Source organism: Salinisphaera sp. SPP-AMP-43 (genome assembly GCF_049568105.1).
Classification (GTDB): Bacteria; Pseudomonadota; Gammaproteobacteria; order Nevskiales; family Salinisphaeraceae; genus Salinisphaera.
The window spans coordinates 3,282,636-3,302,714 of the sequence record NZ_CP145335.1; the positions used below are offsets into that span (position 1 = coordinate 3,282,636).

The window sequence follows — 20,079 nt, forward strand, 5'->3', positions numbered from 1 at the left end:
CCCGGTCCCCCCCCTCGTGCCTCGGCGTAGCCCGGCCCGATTCGACGATTACTAAAAAGAAAAACGATTCAGCTGTCCTCGAGGCAGCGTTCCAAGGCCGCACGACGCGGCCTTTTTTATGCGTAACGTATCGGCCCCTATTCCGACGCGCTCAGACGAGTCAAAAGCTTGTCGTGAATGCCGCCGAAACCGCCGTTGCTCATGATCACCACGATATCCCCGGGCACGGCCTCGGCAGCAATGGCCTCGACGAGCGCATCGATATCGCCCATCCCGCTGAAACGACTGCCAAGCGCACGCATCGCCGATGCCAGATCCCAACTCAGATCGGCGTCGTAGGCAAACACGCGATCTGCCGCGGCGAAGCTGGCTGCAAGCGTGGTCTCGTGAACGCCGGCCCGCATGGTGTTCGAACGAGGCTCGAAAGCCACCAGCACGCGCGCCCCATCGGCGCCGGCGGCCAGGCCTTCCAAGGTTGTCCGAATCGCGGTGGGATGATGAGCAAAGTCGTCGTAGACCGCGATATTACGCGGCCGACCACGCAGCTCGAGCCGCCGCTTGACCCCACGAAAGCCGGCCAGCGCGCTCAGCGCCTGTGTCGGCTCGACCCCGGCATGGGATGCGGCCGCGATCGCTGCACAGGCATTGGCCGCATTGTGGGCGCCCTTGAGCTGCCATTCGAGATCGCCGACTGCCTTACCGTGGCGTCGAATACGCAGGTGACTGTGATCCGGCGTTACGGCTTCGGCCTGCCATCCGTTCGGGCTGTCGAACGGCTCACAGGGGGTCCAGCAGCCCATGTCGAGCACAGCGTCCAGTGCTGCAGAATTCGCATTGTGCACGACGCAGCCCCGCCCCGGCACCGTTCGCAGCAAATGATGAAACTGGCGTTGGATCGCACCGAGGTCGTCGAAGATATCAGCGTGGTCGAATTCGAGGTTGTTCAGGATCAGTGTGCGGGGTCGGTAGTGAACGAACTTCGATCGCTTATCGAAAAATGCCGTGTCGTACTCATCGGCCTCGACGACGAACAACTGGGATTCACCCAAATCCGCGGACTGGCCCAGATCTGCAGCAATACCGCCGATCAGATAGCCCGGCGCCTGTCCCGCCTGTTGCAGGATATGCGCCAACATGCTGGCCGTGGTGGTTTTGCCATGGGTACCGGCCACTGCCAGCACCCAGCGTCCGGCCAGTACGTTCTCGGCCAGCCACTGCGGGCCCGAGGTATAGGCCAGACCGGCATTCAGCACATGCTCAACGGCCGGGTTGCCGCGTGCCATGGCATTGCCCACGACCACCTGATCCGGGGCCGGTTCGAGATGCGCCGGGTCGTAACCGTCCATAACCGTAATACCAGCCTCGGCGAGCTGCGTGCTCATGGGCGGATACAGCCCTTGATCGGAGCCGGTCACGCGGTGCCCTGCGGCCCGGGCCAAAAGTGCGACGCCGGCCATGAACGTGCCGCCGATTCCCAGAATATGTACGTGCATCAGTGCCTGCTTTGCGTTGCCAGTGGTGGCCGTCGCTCATGCGCGATCGATCGATTCGAACGGTCGGGCGAATACCCAAAACACCCCGTCAGCCCAGTACCGAAAACACCAGCATCAACAGCAATTCGAAGCCGATCGTCACCGTCACCCCGAAAATGACCGAGACACTGAGCGCATGCCGATATATATGGCTGTAAATCGCCAGCCCCCAGATGCCGACCACCAGATACAGCAATGCAAACACCGGCGACGGCATCGGCACGCTGGCCGGATCGCTCGCAGTGCGCAACGCATCAAGATAAGGTCGGAGCGCATGGGTCGGTGCCAGCATGATCAACGTCAGCACCGCCCCGGAGGAAAACAACGCGGTCGCGGTCTGATTAAACCGGTTCGATAGCCCACGCATCCGCAGCACGGTCGCGGCATACAGCCCAAGTAGTATGGTGGCCAGTACGGATTGGACCGCGGCCCCGGTCACCGGGCCGACCAAGGCGACCTGTATGAACAGCAGGATACAATAGGCCGCCGTACTGCCCACCAGTGAAGCCTGGTCACCGGGTAGATCCTGGGGACCGCCGCGGAACAGCATGAGATCGACTAGTCGGCGGGCAAAAAACATGATGACACGTATCCTATGACTCACGAGCGCAATGAAATCCAAGGCATGATACCGAAGGCGCCGCAACACGTCGCCACGATCGACACCGATACCGGACTGGCCGAGTTCATCGACCGTATGCGCGAACGCGACTGGATCGCCATCGACACCGAGTTCCTGCGCGAGCGGACCTACTATCCCAAGTTGTGTCTGGTCCAGATCGCCGATACCGAGACCGTGGGCCTGATCGACGTGCTCGCGCTGAGCGATACCACGCCTTTAGTAGCGCTTCTCGTCGATCCCGACGTATGCAAGGTCTTTCATTCCGCAGAGCAGGATCTGGAAGTGCTATATCACACCTACGGCCGCATGCCGGCCCCGGTGTTCGATACCCAGATCGCAGCACCGCTGCTGGGCTTCGACGACCAAATGGGCTATGCCCGACTGATCGAAGCCCTGCTCGATCGCAAGCTCTCAAAAAGTCATACTCGCACCGACTGGAGCCAACGCCCGCTTCCGGCCGGCGCTTTGGACTATGCCGCCGACGATGCCCGTTATCTGTCGGTTGCCTATCGGGTACTGACCCGCAGACTTGCCGAAGCCGAGCGCCTCGATTGGCTCGCGGACGATTTCGAACGCCTGGTCTCGCCCTCGCGCTTTCATGTCGATACGCGCCGCGCCTGGCGACGCGTCAAGGCGACCCATCGCCTGGCCCCGCAGGCCCAACAAATCATTGCCGAACTGGCCGACTGGCGCGAGCAACGGGCGATCGAAAGCGATCGGCCTCGGCGCTGGGTGCTGGCCGACAATACGATCGTGGCGCTTGCCGAGAATCAGCCGCGCAGCGATATCGAACTCGCCGATACCCCGGACCTGCCCAGCAAGACACTCGAACGCCACGGCGCGGCGCTACTGGCCTGTATCGAGCGCGGACTGGCCCGGCCGGCCAAGCCGTTGAATCCAAACGCCGGCCCGCCCGACGGCCCGACCAAGCGCCAGATCAAGACCGGGATGAACGCTCTGGGCCATGCCGCCGAACGCGTCGACATCCCGGCCTCGGCGATTGCCAGTCGCCAGGATGTCGCAGCGATCGTTGCTGGCGAGCGCGACGGCCGACTGCTACAGGGCTGGCGGGCATCGGTTGCCGGCCAGGCCGTAGTCGATGCAGTCGAGACAGCCCAGGCTGATGCCGCCGGCCGAAATTGACGCGCCGCGGCCCGCAGGTCACGGCGCGCGATCTGGCTCAGGCCTCGTTGAGAGCTGTCTTGATTCGCGAAAAGATGTCATCGACCGTGCCCACGCCAGCCACCGGCTTGAGCAGGCCCTGCTTTTCGTAATAAGCCACCAGCGGCTCGGTCTGTTCCTGATAGACCGACTGGCGATTGCGAATGGTCTGCTCGTTGTCGTCCTCGCGTCCACGCGACAGCAGGCGCTGCACGATTTCCTCGTTGTCGACTCGCAGATGCACCACGCACTGTAGCGGCCGGCCCAGCTCGGCCAGCATCTCGTCCAGCGCTTCGGCCTGGGCCAGGCTGCGCGGAAAACCATCGAGGATAAAACCGTTTGCGGTATCCGGCTCGTTGAGGCGTTCGCGGATCATGCCGACCACGATGTGGTCGGAGACCAGCTCGCCGGCATCCATCGCTTTTTTCGCCTCGAGACCGAGCTCGGTCTGTTCGGATACGGCATGGCGGAGCAGGTCACCCGTGGAAATCTGCGGCACGCCGTATTCTTCGACGAGCTTGGCGCTCTGCGTACCCTTTCCCGAGCCGGGCGCGCCCAGCAGCACGATTTTCAGCATGTTATCTCCGCCAAAAGACCTGATTAATTCGAGGTAGAAAGCCTGCGCACACCGTGGCTGGACCACGCGCTGGCCGACGCTCGACGTTACTGGCTGGCCTAGAGCAAGTCAATTGTCGGCATACGCGCGCCTCACGTATGCTTGGCCACCAATCGACCGGCACGCTCGCATTCCCATGCCGTGCCGCCCCTACAGTCGATTCGTCGCAACAGCCCAAACCCGCGACCGCGGCTGAATCACGCTCAAGCCATCTCAACAGCCTAGGACGAACACGGCGAATAATGACTATCAAGAACGCTTTTTATGCCCAGAGCGGCGGGGTTACGGCAGTGATCAATGCCTCGGCCGCCGGCTTGATCGAAGCTGCACGTGAACACGATCATGCGATCGGCAAGGTCTATGCCGGTCGCGACGGCATCGTCGGCGCGCTCACCGAAGACTTGATCGATACCTCGGCCGAAGATGCCGAGACGATCGCCGCGCTCAAATACACGCCGGCCGGCGCTTTCGGCTCGGCGCGCTACAAGCTCAAGGGGCTGGAAGACAATCGCGCGGAATACGAGCGCCTGATCGAAGTTTTCAAGGCCCATAATATCGGTTATTTCTTCTACAACGGTGGCGGCGATTCAGCCGATACCTGCGAAAAGATCAGCCATTTGTCCGACCAGCTCGGCTATCCGATCCAGGCGATCCATATCCCCAAGACCATGGATAACGATCTGCCGCATACCGACTGCTCGCCGGGCTTTGGCAGCGTGGCCAAGTACACAGCGGTCTCGATCCGTGAGGCCGGCTACGACCTGCACAGCATGTGCAAGACCTCGACCAAGGTTTTCATCCTCGAAGTTATGGGACGGCATGCCGGCTGGACCGCGGCCGCGGGCGGGCTGGCCGCCGAAGCAGAAGGCGATGCACCGCATATCCTGTTGTTCCCCGAGCTCGCTTTCGATCACGACCGCTTCCTGGCCAAGGTCGACGACACCGTCAAACGCCACGGCTTTTGTACGATCGTGGCCTCGGAAGGCGTCGAAATCGGCGAGGCATTCATGCGCGGCGATGGCCGCGAGGCGGATGCCTTCGGCCATATCCAGCTCGGCGGCGTGGCGCCCAAGATCGCGGAGCTGATCAAATCACAGCTCGGCTATAAATATCATTACGCCATCGCCGACTACCTGATGCGCGCCGCCCGGCATATCGCCTCGGCCACCGACGTCGAACAAGCCTATGCCGTGGGCCGCGCTGCCGTGGAATATGCGGTGGCTGGCAAATCCGGGGTGATGGTCACCATCGAGCGCGAATCCGACGATCCCTACCAGTGGTCGACCGGCGAAGCCCCGCTGACCGAAGTCGCCAACGTCGAGAAATTCATGCCCCGCGATTTCATCAGCGAGGACGGCTTCCATATCACCGACAAGGCTCGGCGCTATCTCAAGCCACTGATCGCCGGTGAGAGCTATCCGCCGTATGTGGACGGCCTGCCGGCCTATGCCCGGCTAAGAAACGTCGCAGTCCCCAAACAGCTCGATACCGGATTCGATATTTAAAGAGACTGGCGACCGGCCGCAGTTTTAGATTTTCTGAGTCTATCGGCATGCACGCACTCTGCCAGGCTCACTGGCGGCCCGCCTTGGCGTGTCGACGGCGACCGCCCGGGCCGATCCCGGCATTGCATTGTCATCGGGTTTTGGCCCTTGGGCTAAGGCACCCAGCGTGTTCGGGACGGCTCCAGGGGCAACCTAGCTGTGGGCCGTACCGGGTTCGCCGTGTACGGCAGTACATTAAGACTGAATAGCCCGCCGATGCAGCCCATCGGCGCCTTGGCCCTGGCTTGACGAATGGTTAGCCTCGATTCAGGCACCCTGTCGGCATAGAATGCATTCCGGTTTCTAGCCGGCGTTCGGTACACTGGGCGCCGATCAATCAATCCACCTGACAACAGGGAAGGCGCAGATGGGCTACGAAGCACTGACGCCGGGCAAGAACCCGCCCGAAGAAATCAACGTCATCATCGAAATCGTCGAGGGCTCGTCCTCGGTCAAGTACGAAGTCGATAAAGACACCGACTGCTTGATGGTCGATCGCTTCATGAACGTAGCGATGCACTATCCGGCCAACTACGGCTTCGTGCCGAAGACCCTGTACGACGACGGCGACCCGGTCGACGTGCTGGTGCTGACGCCGGAGCCGATCGTACCCGGTGCGGTGATCAAGTGCCGCCCGGTGGCGGTGTTGGGCACCGAAGACGAATCCGGCCTGGACGCCAAGATTCTGGCGGTACCGACCGACAAGATCAGCACCGACTACTACAAGAGCGTGCGCGATCTGGACGACATCGACGAGCGGCTGCGCAACAAAATCTCCCATTTCTTCGAGCACTACAAAGACCACGAAGACGGCAAGTGGTCGAAGATTACCGACTGGGAAGGCGCCGACAAGGCTAAGGCGGAAATCGAAAAATCGATCGAGGCCTACAACAAGGGCTAAAGGATTTTTCCTGCTTCGCCGTGGCCGGCTATTGTCGTACCGGCCACTAAAAAGCCCCCGCCGAGTGGCCTCGGCGGGGGCTTTTTTACACCCGAAGGTCGCGCGCTAGAACACGACCTGGGCCCGCGCGTTGATGCTGTTGCCATCGTCCGGCATCGCATACGGCGTGCTGCGATTGTTGGTCTGCCAGTTGGTGTAATCGAACAACATACGGGTGTATTTGTTCAAGTACCAGTTCAGACCCACCGATGTGCCGTGACCGGTGCCGCCTTCGAACGCATTGCTGTTTTCGAAGTCGATGGCCTCGTAACGGGCCACCAGCTCCCAGTCGCCGATGCCGCCCTGGGTGACCGGATCGGCGATCTTGGGCCGGGTCCAGACCCCCTGTTTGGTCGAGTAACCGAACTGCTCGCCAGTCAGCGCATAACCGACTTGGGCCGAATAGGCATCGTAGTCCATGTTGTCGGTGTCGTTGCGACCGAATAGGCTGCGATGCCCCCATTCCGCACCGGCCGCGAAGGGCCCGGCTAGACCGGCCAGCTCGAAGCCGAAGGCCGTGCTGGTGCTCGGATCGATAGCGGCACTACGAATACGCAGGTTGTCGTTGTAATGGCCGCCGATAGTCACGGCCGGACGATAATCCGTGGTGTTGTCGCCCTCGAAGTTCTCGTAGAAGCCGTTCGCACCGACATGCAGAATCATGTTGTCGGTGGCGACCGGGTTCCAGTGGGCACGCGACAGCACGGTGAAGTTATTGCTGTCGGAGTTATCTCCAGTATTCGAGCCCTTGTTCACGCTGAGCGAGGCATGCCAGTCATTCTTGCCGTAGAACTCGCCGGTGATACCGGTCATGTAGGCCCCCGAATCCGGCTGAATGCCGTTGGCCACGGTATTGCGCTCGGTGAACCAGGTCCATTTCGACGAGGTGCGCCCATCCAGGCCGCGGTCGGCGAACTTGCTCCCCAGATAGACAACCCCTTTGCCGAGCTGGAAATCTTTCGCCGCCGATAGATAGGCATCACGCAACCCGACCGAATCGTTCGCGAAATCCAACTCCAGCTTGTAGAGAATCCAGTTGTCGAGCTGGCCATGGGCGTCCAGACGCAGGCGCCGGAACTCGGAGCCGGTGATATTGCGCGAATTGGCGTCGGCGTAGCGGCCTTCGCCGTCGTAGCGCGAATCGAACGTCGACGAAAAATCGTATTGGACACGACCGCCGATGCCGAAGGTATAGGCGCCATCCGCGCTCGAAAACTCCGGCGCTCCATCCGACCAGTCGATCTTGACGTGGTCGTCTTCGAGTTTGGATACGCGTTTTTCAAGCGGGCCGTTGCCTTGGCCCTGACGGTTGGCATAAGTGGCTTTTTCGGCCGCCCGCCCCGATGGGACCGAAGGTTGGGTTTGCCGCGGTGCGCGACTCGAAGCCGTAGTGGCGTTCGACCCGGTACGCGGCTGCTGACCGGGTTGGTTGTTTTGGCTTTCCAGCGCATCGATCCGGTTTTTCAAACGCTGGATCTGCTGGGCCTGCTGCTGGACGAGATTCGCCAGATCTGCGTTGCTGGGCGTTGACTGCGCCATAGCTGCCGGCACGTACACTGACGCACTGGCCACCACGGCCGTCATGACGCTGGCACGCCATGCTCTGCCTAAATACATTGTACTCCCTGCCTGGTCTTTATTATCGTCCACTCGATACTAGTACCGCGCATAAGCCGTACCTATCCGCCTTTTGGACGATTCAAACCTCTTTAGTTTTACGAGCTAAATACGTGAGCAGTACGGAATAATCCATCCTCACCCAGCCGTTGTATACATCGGTCTACAACGACAAGTCAACGCTCCATTAGTCGAGGCAGCAGCTCAGGCAGATTACAGGGCCGGGTACGGCCATCGAGTTGCTCGGCGATCAGCCGATCCCAGCCATCGGCACAGGCGCCAGTCGAACCCGGCAGACAGAAGATGAACGTGGCCTTGGCGACACCGGCCACGGCTCGCGACTGCAGCGTCGACGTGCCGATATCGGCATAGGACAGCATCCGAAACATCTCGCCGAAGCCGTCGATGTGTCGATCGAACAGTACCTGGAGCGCCTGCGGCGTGATATCGCGCCCGGTCAAGCCGGTGCCCCCCGTCGTGATCACCGCGTCTGGCGCAGCATCGGCGATCCAGCGCGATACAATCGCCCGCAGCTCGTAGACATCGTCGGCGCAGATACGTTTTTCGTACAGTACGTGACCGGCGGCGTGAATGCGCTCGCCCAGCAGCCGACCAGATTTATCAGTGGCCTCGGTTCGGCTATCGGAGACGGTAAGCACGGCGATACGCAAAGGTACGAATTCGGACATGGACTCTCTCGATAAAACAGCAATACCGACAAGATGCCATAGGCCGAGGCGATCAGACGCCATGACGCAGCCAACGAAGCCGGTTATACTGCGCCCCCGGTTAGAGCCTGCCGCGGCACGGTGGGCGCCGGCTAACACGGCCTGTCGGGCATTCCGTCCCGACCGCCGAAGATCGACGTAGGCATTGTACGCAATCCGGGTCGGTCTGCGATTCACACCACCCAGGACACTGCATGTCATTCGATTCCCTCGGCCTGTCGCCGCATTTGCTGGCGGCCGTTGCCGATGCGGGCTATACCCAGCCCACCGCGATCCAATCCCAGGCCATTCCGGCCATCATCGACGGCGCCGACGTACTCGGCGCGGCCCAGACCGGTACCGGCAAGACCGCCGCTTTCGTGCTGCCACTGCTGGAACGGCTTGGTAAGGGTCATGAAAAGAAACCGCGGGTACTGGTCCTAGCACCCACCCGCGAGCTGGCCGCCCAGGTGGCCGAATCGGTCGGCACTTACGGCGCCAAGACCAATCTCAAAAAGACCGTCGTATTCGGCGGCGTGGGCTACCAGCCGCAAATCAGCGCCTTCAAAAAAGGCGTGGATATCGTGGTCGCCACGCCCGGCCGGCTGCTCGATCATCTCAATAACGGCCATATCGATCTGTCCAACCTGGACACGCTGGTGCTCGATGAAGCCGACCGCATGCTCGACATGGGTTTCATCCACGACATCAAGCGCGTCCTGAAATACGTGCCCGGAAAACGCCAAACTCTGCTGTTTTCGGCCACGTTCTCGAAAGACATTCGCAAACTGGCGAGCTCGCTGCTTAAGCAGCCGATCGAGATCGATGTCGCGCCGCGCAACTCGACCGCCGAACGCATCAATCAGAAAGTGGTCATGGTCGAGAAACCACGCAAGCGCGCGGTACTCAGCCATATGATCCGCAGCGACGACTGGTCCCAGGTGCTGGTATTCACGCGTACCAAGCACGGCGCCAATCGCCTGGTGAAGCAGCTCGATACCGATGGTCTGACGGCTGCCGCCCTGCACGGCAACAAGTCGCAGAATGCTCGAACCAAAGCGCTTGAGGGGTTCAAGAGCGGCGATATCCGCGTTCTGGTGGCGACCGACATCGCGGCCCGCGGTATCGATATCGATGCGCTGCCCCATGTCGTCAATTACGAGCTGCCGAACGTGGCCGAAGACTATGTCCACCGGATCGGCCGTACCGGCCGCGCCGGAGCCGAAGGCGAGGCCTTGTCTCTGGTTGGCCCCGACGAACGCAAGAACCTCAAGGACATCGAGAAACTGATCGGTCGTCAGATCGAACGCTTCCAGCCGCAGGGTATCGATCTCAGGGCGCCTCAGAGCCCGGACGACAACGACGATAGTCGCCCGGCCAAGCCCGCGCGCCCGCGTGGTGAAGGCGGCAAGGACCAGCCGCGCCAGAAGAACAAGCCGCATCACGAGCGGGCCCGCCAAGACGACGGTAACAACGGTGCCCACAAGCCACGCCGCAACTCCCGGCGCGGCAAGCGCGGCGGCCGCGGTGGTCAGCGTCAGGGCAGCGGTAGCAACTCCAGCTGATCGACCAACCGGGCTCAGCAAGCCCGGTTTTTCGCTCGCGCCCGCCGGATAGCGCGTCAGGGGCTAGCCCCTTGGCGCGCTTTTTTATGCGGCGCGGCCTGCTTTAGCTGGTGAGCGTTTGCGTACCGGCCGTCAGCACGTAAAAGAGTGTCATGACGGTAGCAAAACACAACGTCAACGTTAGAAACACGTTGACTGCGATCTCACGCTCTCGATACAGACAGACCGCCAGATATACGCCGCCGCTGATCAGAAACGACATCACCCAGTAGCACAGCGCATATGGCGCGCCGCTGACCACCAGCATCCAGTAGATCGGTAATGTGACGACCACGAGCAACACCAGGCTCACGATCGCGTACAACGCGCCGCCAAATCGTCCTTCAGTCGCCATGGCTTTCCCCTTTCTATAAACCCGTTCTCTATTTAATAAACTAGATCCTGGCCCCGACGACCGCAATACACAGGTCACGCCAGTCAGCTATGGTGTATGGCCGGCCGAAAATTCGCCGGCGTCCCTACGGGCGAGCCTCGATTTGCCCGTGCGCATCGGTATGCCATGCGTCAGACGCTCGCATCAGCCAATCTTGTGTCGCCCGACCGATGGCCAGCCTGCCCAATGAGTGCGCCGAACAGCCGCCCGCGCAGCCGTACCTGGAACAGCGCAACCGCATAGCGCTCGGCGTCATGGTCATGGTCGAGCCGCCACGCCGTATTCCCACCCGCTGTGCACAAAACCACGCCTGGCTATATGCCGAGTAGCGGGCAATCACAGTTTACGGTCGGTTCATGGCCGGTGATCCTTTACAATCGCGCGCATGATCGCTTTCAAGCACCTCACCCTCCGCCGCGGCCCACGGGTCCTACTCGAAGACGTCGACCTGCGGTTCCAGGCTGGCCAGCGCGTCGGCATCGTCGGCCAGAACGGCACCGGCAAATCCAGCCTGCTGGCCATGATGCTCGGCGAAGTCAGCCCGGATGCCGGCGAAGTCGAGATCCCGCCGCATCTGGATATCGCCACGGTCCGCCAGCATTCGCCCGCCGGCGCTCAGCCGGCCATCGAATTCGTCATGGACGGCGATACCGAACTGCGTGCCATCGAGGCCAAACTCGAAAAAGCCGAAGCCGAGGGCGACGGCAATGTGATGGCCGAACTGCACGGCCGGCTGGCCGAAATCGACGGCTATGCGGCCCGGGCCCGCGCGGCCCGGCTGATGCACGGCTTGGGCTTTGCGCCTTCGACCCACGAAGCGCCATTGGACGATTTCTCCGGCGGCTGGCGGATGCGCTTGAACCTAGCCGCAGCCCTCATGCGTCGCTGCGATCTGCTGCTGCTCGACGAGCCGACCAACCATCTGGACATGGATGCGGTGTTCTGGCTACAGGAGTATCTGGCCACCCATCCGGCCACGCTGGTCGTGATCTCGCACGATCGCGACTTCTTGGATGCGCTAGTCACCCATACCCTGCATCTGGAAAACAAACGCGCCACGCTGTATACCGGCAATTATTCGCGTTTCGAGGCGATGCGCGCCGAAGCCAAGGCCCAGCAGCAGGCGGCCTACGAAAACCAGCAGAAAAAACTCGCCCAGCTCCAGCACTTCGTCGATCGCTTTCGAGCCAAGGCGACCAAGGCCAGCCAGGCCCAGTCCAAGCTCAAGCAGATGGAGCGCATGGAAAAAGTCGAGGCGGCACACTGGGATACCCCGTTTTCCTTCGAGTTCCGCGAACCCGAGCGGCTACCCGATACCCTGCTGCGGGCCGACAACGCCGATGTCGGCTATGGCGATACACCCCTGGTACGCAACATCAAGCTACGGCTGGTGCCAGGCGATCGGCTGGCGATCCTGGGCCGTAACGGCGCCGGCAAGTCTACGGTCATGAAATTGCTGGCCGGCGAACTGGCGCCGATCGGCGGCGAAGTCCAGCGCGATAAATATCTCAACGTTGGCTACTTCGCCCAGCACCAGCTCGAGGTGCTGGACGATACCGCCAGTGCGGCCCAGCATCTACAGCGCCAGGATCCGAAGGCTTCCGAACAGCATATCCGGGATTTCCTCGGTGGCTTCGATTTCCATGGCGAGAAAGCCCTGGAGCCGATCGCTCCATTTTCCGGCGGCGAGAAAGCCCGTCTGGCACTGGCGCTGGTCGTGCACTCGCGGCCTAATCTATTGCTGCTCGACGAGCCGACCAACCATCTCGATCTCGATATGCGCCATGCGCTGGAAACCGCCCTGGCCGGCTTTTCTGGTGCGGTGGTGATGATCGCCCATGACCGGCACTTGATCGATGCCACCTGCGACCAGCTCTGGCGGGTCGACGACGGCAGTCTAGCTCCGTTCGACGGCGATCTGGACGACTACGCGAAATGGATCTCGCGCCAGAACTCTGCCCGGGAGGGCAGCGACACCAAAAAAGCCACTACCGCCGGGGCGGCGGGCGCGGACGGCCGCCGTAATGCTGCGGCCCAGCGCGAGAAGGAAAAACCGTTGCGCAAGGCCGTAAAGAAGGCCGAGAGCGATATGGAAAAACTTACCGAAAAGGTCGAGGCCGCCGAAGCCGAGCTGGCCAAACCCAGCGTGTACAACAACCCGACCGAGTCAGCACGGTTGTCGCAGGAGGCCGGCCGGCTGCGCAAGCAACTCGAAGCGGCCGAGGCCGAATGGATGGAAAACGCCGAAGCGCTCGAGGCGCTCCAGACCGCCGGGGCGGCCTGATGGCGTCGACACAAACTTATTTCTGGCACGACTACGAAACGTTCGGCACCGACCCCAAGCGCGATAAACCGGCCCAGTTCGCCGGCATTCGTACCGATCTCGACTTCAACATCATCGGCGAGCCGGTCGTGCTCTACTGCCAGCCGCCGCGCGATATGCTCGGCCACCCCGAGGCCACGCTGATCACTGGCATCACGCCGCAGTATGCGCTCGAGCATGGCGTGCCCGAACCCGAGTTCATCGACACTATCGTGGCCGAGATGGCCGTGCCCGGTACCTGCAGCGTCGGCTACAACAGTCTGCAATTCGACGACGAAGTCACTCGGCATACGCTGTGGCGCAACTTCTTCGACCCGTATGCCCGCGAGTGGCAGAACGGCTGCTCTCGCTGGGACATCATCAATATGGTGCGGCTGACCTATGCGCTGCGCCCGGACGGCATTGAGTGGCCGAAACGCGACGATGGCGCGCCCAGCTTCAAGCTCGATGCGCTCGCCCCGGCGAACCATCTGGTCCAGGAACGCGCCCACGATGCCCTGTCCGACGTCCATGCGACCATCGATTTGGCGAAACTGATCCGCGACCAACAGCCGCGGCTGTTCGACTACGTCGTCAACAACCGCGACAAGGCAAGCGCTCGCCAATTGTTGGACATGGACAGCCGCAAACCAGCACTACATGTCTCCTCCAAATTCCCGGCCGAGAACGGCTGTCTGTCGCCAGTCATGCCGATCGCCCAGCATCCGTCGAACAAGAACTGCATCATCGTCTACGACCTGCGCGTAGACCCGGCGCCGCTGCTGGAGTTGTCGCCGGAAGACATCTTCGATCGCATATTCACGCCCACCGAGGATTTGCCGGAGGATACCCCGCGGGTCGCGCTCAAGGGCGTGCATGTGAACAAGTGCCCAGTGCTGGCGCCGTTCGAGATGATGCGCGACAACGAAGCCGCCCGACTGAACCTCGATATCAACCAGTGTCGGCGCCACTGGAAGGCAATTTACGATCATCTGGCCGAGGTCGAAGCCAAGGCGAGTGCGGTGTTCGACGCCCGTGCCTTCGATGCCGAGAGCGACGCCGAAGCAGCCCTCTATGACGGCTTCATTTCCGACGCCGACCGCAAGCTCGCCGATCGCGTGCGCCGCACCTCGCCCAAAGATCTGGCCGACGGCGCCATCGTATTCGGCGACAATCGCCTCAACGAACTGCTGTTTCGCTATCGGGCCCGGCACTACCCCGACTCGCTGGTTGAGGCCGAGCGCGACGACTGGCACAACTGGCTGTCCAAACGGCTTGAATTCGCCCCCGATGGTGGCCTGACACTGGACGAATACGACGAAGTCATCTCGACCCTAATGGAACGCGTCCAGGGCGACCCGAAGCGCCTGCAACTCCTGCTCGATCTCAAGGCCTGGGCCGACAAGCTACGCAGCCGGCTTTAGGTTGTGTCAGGCGCTTCTTCGAGCATCGGGCTGGACAGCGCCCTTTCACCATATCCGATTAGAGGGCGCCATATCGTATCGCCGTTATGAGCCATGCCCCTAGGCCATAGCGCCGATCAAGGCCAAAGCCGTTTTTTAGGCACCCTGTGGTGCCTAAAAATATCGTGCTGTAGCAATCACCGTCCCCAGTTTTTCAAAAAAACGAACTTGGGCCTGACCCGGCATAAAAATTCGCAACGCCACGGGTCAGGACAGTGCACAACTGATGCCCTGCCCCGTGTAACAGCCCGCCGTCAGCCGGGTCTGGCTTGTCGGTGTATGGCATGGACTATAAAGCCAACCTGCACGCTGGCTTGACCTTTGTCGGCCCCATGGTCTGCCCATCGCCCTAGGGCGTGTTGCGGTTTCCTGCGAGTTCGTGCCGGGGCTGTTGGGCTGCCAGCCGAAGCGCCGCGAGTGCAGCGTAGTTGCGCTACTTCATTGAGCGGCAACGCTGGATTGCGGCCCACCAGATATTGGCCCGAAAGATGTGTTCGAGATTACGCCTGGCCTCGTTACGGGCTTTGCCAGTGGCACGCTCAGAACCGACGGCTCACGCCTTGCCCGCCGCGATTTTGGGGCGGCGACGCGGCGCTCGGACGACACCTCAACCTGCCCTAGGGTTTGCCTCCACCCGCAACCTCGGCCATTCGGTGTATGGTGTCGAACCGCCGTTGCCATCGCGGCTCGTACCGTGGGCCCGGCGTATTTTCATTTGATCCGATGTCATGCATGTCCACGACCACACCGAGCACGCCGCAGTTTGACCAAGCGCTGATGGCCTTGGGCCAAGCCCATCAACGCGACCCGAACGCTTCCAACGCCCAGGTGCTGGCCGCGGCCGGCATGGTTCTGGCCGAAGACAACGGCGCAGCCGCACTCTACGAACGTGTTCGACGCTTCGAGTCGGCTGGCGTGTTCAAGGGTACCGACTGGGACGAACCCGCCATTCTGCAGCCAGACATCGCCAAGCTCTCGCTGCGCACTGGCGACGCCCAGACTACGGTCATCGAAGCCTTGAGCCAGCTCCGTCTGTTGGCGGTCGCATGCGGCGATTATCATCATTCGCGGATCACCCCGGAGCATGCCAGTCAATTCATCACCCAGGTGATGGCACTGAATCTGGATCTGCTATCCGGCCAGCTCAGCGAGGCTGACCGCGAGCGCCCCTTCAGCCTGGGGCCGATCGTAGCCGCGCTGTATCGCTTCGAAGTCGAAGCGATGGGCTACGAAAGTATCCTCGATAGCTTGGTCGCCGAAGTCTGGCGCATTCTCGACCAGCGCCCGATCGATGTAGACGATGTGCGCGAAATGGTCATCCAGATTGCCGAATGTCTGTTCGATCCCAGCTTGGACACCGACAACTCCGGGGCCGAAAAACTGGTCAACTGCCTGTTCGCACCGACCCCGGGCTGCTCTGAGGATCCGGGCGTGGAGGTGTATGCCAAGCGCCTGGCGACCTTCGACTACCACGAACTGCTGGCCGAGGCCGAAGGCTTCGCCCGAGCCATGCACGAAACTGGCCTGGTTTCGGTTTACCACTCGATCTATCTGCGCCATCTGGTCGCCTCCGGCGATACTGGCGGGCACGCACTGATTCCGACCACCCTGGGCTTGAGCAGCACAGGCACCGATGCGCTGTACTGCTACGAACAACTCGTGCATACACTCATCGAGCGGGCGATTTTTGTCGAAACCGCACAGTCGATTTATGGCCTAGCCTGCCTGCTGGAACGCGGCACACTCTATTCCACGCCGATCGCCTCTGGGCTGTGGCGGCAAATCGGCTTGGTCATGTCGCCGGAAACCGAGGCGACCCTGGCTGCGGCTTTCGGCACCGAGCATCCGGCCCGAGTCTATCTGCTGGCCGGCACCCTCAGCGTGTTGGGCCAACCGCTGGGTGTCGGCCAAGGCAATAACCCGACTTGCCAGTCGGTGATCGGCGTATCCATGTGGGCAGATAACGACCCAGACTATCTACTGCAGCTCATCGCCTGGGCTGCCCGTGACAACGAAGTATTGCTACGTTTCGAAGGCGAGATCGTTTCCTCGAAAGGTCTGGAAGCGGGCCTGGCCAAGCAGCGCCCGCTCGACGTCGATCCGGTATCGCTGATCCTGGTGCCGCATCTCGATCGCATCTACATCGAGATGGGCCGGCTCTGCGGCGAACGCGATGACGATCTGCACCGCTGGATCCACCCGGAATTCTATGGCTGGTGGGTCGGCCAAGGATTTCGCAGCGTCATCAATGCCGGCACCGAAAAGATCGACGACCACCCCGGCTTCATCCGCGACTTCTACGCCAGCTACCACCCGTCCTACAACGGCGGCGTGCCGGTCATCCATCCGCAGCCGGCCGGCATTGCCGCAACCGATAGCGCCGCCCGTTACATCGGTCGACATGCCATCGCCATCCGCCGCGTTGCGCTAGATCCGGATGGCGAAATGCGGGTCTATTTCTTCAACCCCAACAACGACAGCGGTCAGGATTGGGGCCAAGACATCCATACCGATGTGCACGGCCACGGCGAAAGCTATGGCGAAGCCAGTCTGCCCTTCGCCCAGTTCGCCTCGCGCCTGTTCGTCTACCACTATGACCGGCTCGAACAGGGGAATCCGGCCGCTGTGCCGGCCGACGCCATCGACGGCGTGGTCCAAATCGCCAACGAAAGTTGGGCCGCTGAATTCCACTGACGACAACGCGTTACAGCGCGTTTGCAAAAACACCGTCGACGCAGCGCCACTTTTTTTGGGTAGCATGAGACCGGGGATCACACCACCGTTGTCATGCTACCCAAACTCACCGACGTCGAAGCCCGCCTCATCGGCTGTCTGATGGAGAAATCCATCACCACGCCCGATCAGATGCCGCTCACTCTCAACGCGCTCACGAACGCCGCCAACCAGAAATCAGCCCGCGAACCGGTCATGTCCCTGACCAAGGTCGAAGTCCAGCGAGCCACCCGAGCACTCGCTCAGCGTAGCCTCGTGCACATCGACGAGAACTTCAAAAGCGGGGTCGAGAAATACAAGCAGCGGCTGTGTGGCACCGGCCAGTTCGCCGACCTCAGACTCACCAAGCCCCAGTTCGCGATCCTGACCCTGCTCCTGCTACGCGGTGCGCAGACCCCAGGCGAACTCCGCGCGCGGGCCGGCCGTCTCCACGAGTTCGCAACCAACGAAGAGGTTGCCGCCGCTGCTCGAGAACGGGTCGATGAAGATGCCGGCGAGCACTCGCTACTTGTAGAGCTGCCGCGGGCCAAGGGCCGGAAAGAGGCCCAGTTCATGCACCAGCTTTGCGGAGCCGTTGATCTGGCAAACTATGCCGAGATGGCGGCCTCTGCCGGACCGGGCCGATCAGCAGATAAGGAACGGATTGCCGAACTGGAGCAACGAATTGCCGAGCTGGAAGCCGAAAATGCCGAACTGTGGGAACAGCTCGACGAGCAACACAAGGCCTAATATTAGTCGCCCCAAAACTCCGGGGCTTGCCTAATAAACAAGCTTCTGCATTCTCAATTCGGCAAACCAACTGCTATTGAGTGTAGAAAGTGCCGTCGGCACCCGCACACATATGTCATACGGCTTGCAGCCAGTACCCAACCGCTTTGGCCGCTCGTATATCTGACGTATACCCAAGTGTCGGAATACTGGCATCCGCCATCGGTATAGCGTCTGCTGACGATATACCGATGGCGGATGGCGACGCCACGGGTGTTCTAACCGGCTCATCGCCTCTCGTATTCGACTGCGCCGTTTTGATCATCAGCAATATAGCCTTCGGCCGTTGGCGACCGAAACCGTACCGTCACACGCACATCCGTCACATTCTCGTCGCATGGCGATGCGCTATGCGGGTTGCGCGCCCCTGAGGTCTCGGCGCCAGATATTCCAAGCTGCGCCAGAGTCTCCTGCGATGCTCGCTTGCCAACTTCTGACCACGTTATGACTGCGCCGTCAGTTGCGTCAGGCCCTTACGGGGCCGCGATAGACGAGTAAGAGAGTAAGACAAGGCCAACGCCGAATCACCATGCCCAATACGCCTAGCATTACAACCAAGGCGAGCAGAGATAGGCTCAGTTTGTCTAAAAAATTCATACTGCGCCCCTAAAAAAAATCAACCTGCATATTTTTTATACAACACGCCAACGCTAGCCCGCCCAATTGGCCGTTACTTGATGGTTTTTCAAATACATGAGTTGCGCTTAGGTGGCCATGGCAGACTTCTGTTCGTCGATCAGAATCGGCAACGATCAATCGCCCGCAAACCATATGCATGGCACGGGTACGCCTTCATAATTGCTGGCGCGCTAGCCAGTCCGCTGTCCCACGCACGGGGCTGTTTGCTCGACATCGCACTTTCAGACGATATTGTCGACAGCACTACACGAAAGCGATGCTTCCAACGCTTGCCTGTCGCTATATCAGGAAGCGGCACATGAACCAAGCTGCGCTTGGCTGTATACCAGATAAAAAGTAGAGGAAACGAGCGAATGGAAACGTTGCGTCACACATGGGATAGCGTGCGGACTTTTTTTGCGAACTTGTTCACGATGAATATCGTGCAAGACCAAAGTCTGTCTGATTACGTCACCCTCAGCGCTATTCTCGGCCTGATCGGCAATGTCGCGCTGGCGCTGGTCATATTTCTGATCGGGCTCACGGTGGCACGCTGGGCCAGCCGACGATTACGGCGTATCGCAGAAGGCCGCAGTGATCTCGACAATACGCTGTTCAAGTTTCTGGGCTCGATCGCGAGGTACGTGATCCTCGGATTCACCTTTCTGTTCGTACTCAACACCTTCGGCATCCAAACCACCTCGATCATCGCCGCACTCGGTGCTGCCGGTCTAGCGGTCGGGCTGGCCTTGCAAGGCACGTTATCGAACATGGCCTCGGGGGTGATGATCATTCTGTTTCGGCCATTCGCCGAAGGCGATTTCGTGCAGGTCGCCAATGGCGAGATGGGTACCGTCCAAGAGATCTCGATCAACTACACGGAGCTTGCGACCATTGGCAATGTGCAGATCATCGTGCCCAATTCCGATGTCTGGGGTAATACGATCCACAATTATTCGGTCTATCCGAACCGCCAGGCCGAATGGATGTTCGGCGTAAGCTACAAGGCTTCGCTCGAACAGGCCGAGCGGGTGATTCGCGACACGATCATGCATGACGGACGCACCCAAACCGCCAACGAGCCGTTGGTCAAGGTCAACAATCTGGGCGACAGCTCGGTCGATTTTCTGGTCCGTGCCTGGGTGTCGGCCGAAGATTACTTCGTCTACCAGGCCGATATGAAACGCGCGGTCAAAGAAGCGCTCGATGAGGCCGGTATAGGCATCCCCTATCCGCATCGAACGATCGAGATGGCGCCAGATCAGCCAGCCGCTCGCCGTGACATCACATCGGCCGACTCAACCCGCCATCGCCAAACCCCGGCCACAGCTGACCGGGCCGAAAGCGACGACGAAAACGCCTCCTAAGCAGGATAGATGAGCTCGGCCATGCTCTATCGCCAACGGACTGCCGTTATCGGTGCCGATTTATACTGCTTCGCATGATCTGGTCGAGGTT

At 60.9% G+C, this 20,079-nt stretch carries 15 protein-coding genes; 9 read left to right on the forward strand and 6 right to left on the reverse strand.

Annotation, left to right across the window (positions count from 1 at the left end; translation table 11 throughout):
* Nucleotides 1–137: 137 nt before the first annotated feature.
* Both mpl and V5738_RS14075 read right to left on the reverse strand, forming a co-directional pair.
* Complete coding sequence (gene mpl / locus V5738_RS14070) at nucleotides 138–1,493, reverse strand: UDP-N-acetylmuramate:L-alanyl-gamma-D-glutamyl-meso-diaminopimelate ligase (RefSeq protein ID WP_423821444.1); 1,356 nt, start codon at nucleotides 1,491–1,493, stop codon at nucleotides 138–140.
* A gap of 88 nt (nucleotides 1,494–1,581) precedes the next feature.
* The gene (locus V5738_RS14075; protein ID WP_423821445.1) at nucleotides 1,582–2,112 is read right to left on the reverse strand and encodes a hypothetical protein; all 531 of its coding nucleotides are present in this window, start codon (nucleotides 2,110–2,112) and stop codon (nucleotides 1,582–1,584) included.
* Nucleotides 2,113–2,127: 15 nt separating this feature from the next.
* On the opposite strand from V5738_RS14075, the gene rnd reads away from it, so the two are divergent.
* Complete coding sequence (gene rnd, locus V5738_RS14080) at nucleotides 2,128–3,297, forward strand: ribonuclease D (protein WP_423821446.1); 1,170 nt, start codon at nucleotides 2,128–2,130, stop codon at nucleotides 3,295–3,297.
* Nucleotides 3,298–3,334: 37 nt separating this feature from the next.
* Here rnd and V5738_RS14085 read toward each other — a convergent pair whose 3' ends face one another.
* On the reverse strand, nucleotides 3,335–3,892 hold the full coding sequence (locus tag V5738_RS14085; RefSeq protein ID WP_423821447.1) for an adenylate kinase: 558 nt from the start codon (nucleotides 3,890–3,892) through the stop codon (nucleotides 3,335–3,337).
* Nucleotides 3,893–4,173: 281 nt separating this feature from the next.
* Between V5738_RS14085 and V5738_RS14090 the strand changes: the two genes are divergently transcribed.
* Together V5738_RS14090 and ppa are read left to right on the forward strand one after the other, a co-directional pair.
* A complete protein-coding gene (locus tag V5738_RS14090) occupies nucleotides 4,174–5,436 on the forward strand; it encodes a 6-phosphofructokinase (protein ID WP_423821448.1) in 1,263 nt (420 codons plus the stop codon).
* 406 nt (nucleotides 5,437–5,842) lie between these two features.
* A complete protein-coding gene (gene ppa / locus V5738_RS14095; RefSeq protein ID WP_423821449.1) occupies nucleotides 5,843–6,376 on the forward strand; it encodes an inorganic diphosphatase in 534 nt (177 codons plus the stop codon).
* A gap of 105 nt (nucleotides 6,377–6,481) precedes the next feature.
* Here the strand turns inward: ppa and V5738_RS14100 are convergent, their stop codons facing one another.
* Nucleotides 6,482–7,954, reverse strand: a complete 1,473-nt coding sequence (locus tag V5738_RS14100; protein WP_423821450.1) for an OprO/OprP family phosphate-selective porin — start codon at nucleotides 7,952–7,954, stop codon at nucleotides 6,482–6,484.
* Between the two features lie 254 nt (nucleotides 7,955–8,208).
* A complete protein-coding gene (moaB, locus tag V5738_RS14105) occupies nucleotides 8,209–8,721 on the reverse strand; it encodes a molybdenum cofactor biosynthesis protein B (protein ID WP_423821451.1) in 513 nt (170 codons plus the stop codon).
* A gap of 233 nt (nucleotides 8,722–8,954) precedes the next feature.
* On the opposite strand from moaB, the gene V5738_RS14110 reads away from it, so the two are divergent.
* Nucleotides 8,955–10,304 (forward strand): DEAD/DEAH box helicase, encoded by a 1,350-nt coding sequence (locus tag V5738_RS14110; protein ID WP_423821452.1) that lies wholly within the window; start codon nucleotides 8,955–8,957, stop codon nucleotides 10,302–10,304.
* A 103-nt stretch (nucleotides 10,305–10,407) separates the two neighbouring features.
* Here the strand turns inward: V5738_RS14110 and V5738_RS14115 are convergent, their stop codons facing one another.
* The gene (locus tag V5738_RS14115) at nucleotides 10,408–10,698 is read right to left on the reverse strand and encodes a hypothetical protein (protein WP_423821453.1); all 291 of its coding nucleotides are present in this window, start codon (nucleotides 10,696–10,698) and stop codon (nucleotides 10,408–10,410) included.
* A gap of 424 nt (nucleotides 10,699–11,122) precedes the next feature.
* Between V5738_RS14115 and V5738_RS14120 the strand changes: the two genes are divergently transcribed.
* From V5738_RS14120 to V5738_RS14140, 5 genes are all read left to right on the forward strand, one after another.
* Entirely contained in the window at nucleotides 11,123–13,021 is a 1,899-nt protein-coding gene (locus V5738_RS14120) for an ATP-binding cassette domain-containing protein (RefSeq protein WP_423821454.1), read from the forward strand.
* Complete coding sequence (sbcB, locus tag V5738_RS14125) at nucleotides 13,021–14,463, forward strand: exodeoxyribonuclease I (protein ID WP_423821455.1); 1,443 nt, start codon at nucleotides 13,021–13,023, stop codon at nucleotides 14,461–14,463. Before V5738_RS14120 ends, sbcB begins: the two co-directional genes overlap by 1 nt.
* A gap of 771 nt (nucleotides 14,464–15,234) precedes the next feature.
* Nucleotides 15,235–17,196, forward strand: a complete 1,962-nt coding sequence (locus tag V5738_RS14130; protein WP_423821456.1) for a hypothetical protein — start codon at nucleotides 15,235–15,237, stop codon at nucleotides 17,194–17,196.
* 93 nt (nucleotides 17,197–17,289) lie between these two features.
* On the forward strand, nucleotides 17,290–17,964 hold the full coding sequence (locus tag V5738_RS14135; protein ID WP_423821457.1) for a YceH family protein: 675 nt from the start codon (nucleotides 17,290–17,292) through the stop codon (nucleotides 17,962–17,964).
* Nucleotides 17,965–19,055: 1,091 nt separating this feature from the next.
* Nucleotides 19,056–19,988 carry a mechanosensitive ion channel family protein gene (locus V5738_RS14140; RefSeq protein WP_423821458.1) on the forward strand — a complete coding sequence of 311 codons (933 nt, stop codon included), beginning with the start codon at nucleotides 19,056–19,058 and terminating at the stop codon, nucleotides 19,986–19,988.
* The last annotated feature ends 91 nt before the right edge of the window (nucleotides 19,989–20,079 follow it).

Coding starts and splice junctions, on each gene's coding strand:
- mpl (WP_423821444.1), bottom strand. CDS start 1,493: ATGCACGTACATATTCTGGGAATCGGCGGCACGTTCATGGCCGGCGTC.
- V5738_RS14075 (WP_423821445.1), bottom strand. CDS start 2,112: ATGTTTTTTGCCCGCCGACTAGTCGATCTCATGCTGTTCCGCGGCGGT.
- rnd (WP_423821446.1), top strand. CDS start 2,128: ATGACTCACGAGCGCAATGAAATCCAAGGCATGATACCGAAGGCGCCG.
- V5738_RS14085 (WP_423821447.1), bottom strand. CDS start 3,892: ATGCTGAAAATCGTGCTGCTGGGCGCGCCCGGCTCGGGAAAGGGTACG.
- V5738_RS14090 (WP_423821448.1), top strand. CDS start 4,174: ATGACTATCAAGAACGCTTTTTATGCCCAGAGCGGCGGGGTTACGGCA.
- ppa (WP_423821449.1), top strand. CDS start 5,843: ATGGGCTACGAAGCACTGACGCCGGGCAAGAACCCGCCCGAAGAAATC.
- V5738_RS14100 (WP_423821450.1), bottom strand. CDS start 7,954: ATGGCGCAGTCAACGCCCAGCAACGCAGATCTGGCGAATCTCGTCCAG.
- moaB (WP_423821451.1), bottom strand. CDS start 8,721: ATGTCCGAATTCGTACCTTTGCGTATCGCCGTGCTTACCGTCTCCGAT.
- V5738_RS14110 (WP_423821452.1), top strand. CDS start 8,955: ATGTCATTCGATTCCCTCGGCCTGTCGCCGCATTTGCTGGCGGCCGTT.
- V5738_RS14115 (WP_423821453.1), bottom strand. CDS start 10,698: ATGGCGACTGAAGGACGATTTGGCGGCGCGTTGTACGCGATCGTGAGC.
- V5738_RS14120 (WP_423821454.1), top strand. CDS start 11,123: ATGATCGCTTTCAAGCACCTCACCCTCCGCCGCGGCCCACGGGTCCTA.
- sbcB (WP_423821455.1), top strand. CDS start 13,021: ATGGCGTCGACACAAACTTATTTCTGGCACGACTACGAAACGTTCGGC.
- V5738_RS14130 (WP_423821456.1), top strand. CDS start 15,235: ATGTCCACGACCACACCGAGCACGCCGCAGTTTGACCAAGCGCTGATG.
- V5738_RS14135 (WP_423821457.1), top strand. CDS start 17,290: ATGCTACCCAAACTCACCGACGTCGAAGCCCGCCTCATCGGCTGTCTG.
- V5738_RS14140 (WP_423821458.1), top strand. CDS start 19,056: ATGAATATCGTGCAAGACCAAAGTCTGTCTGATTACGTCACCCTCAGC.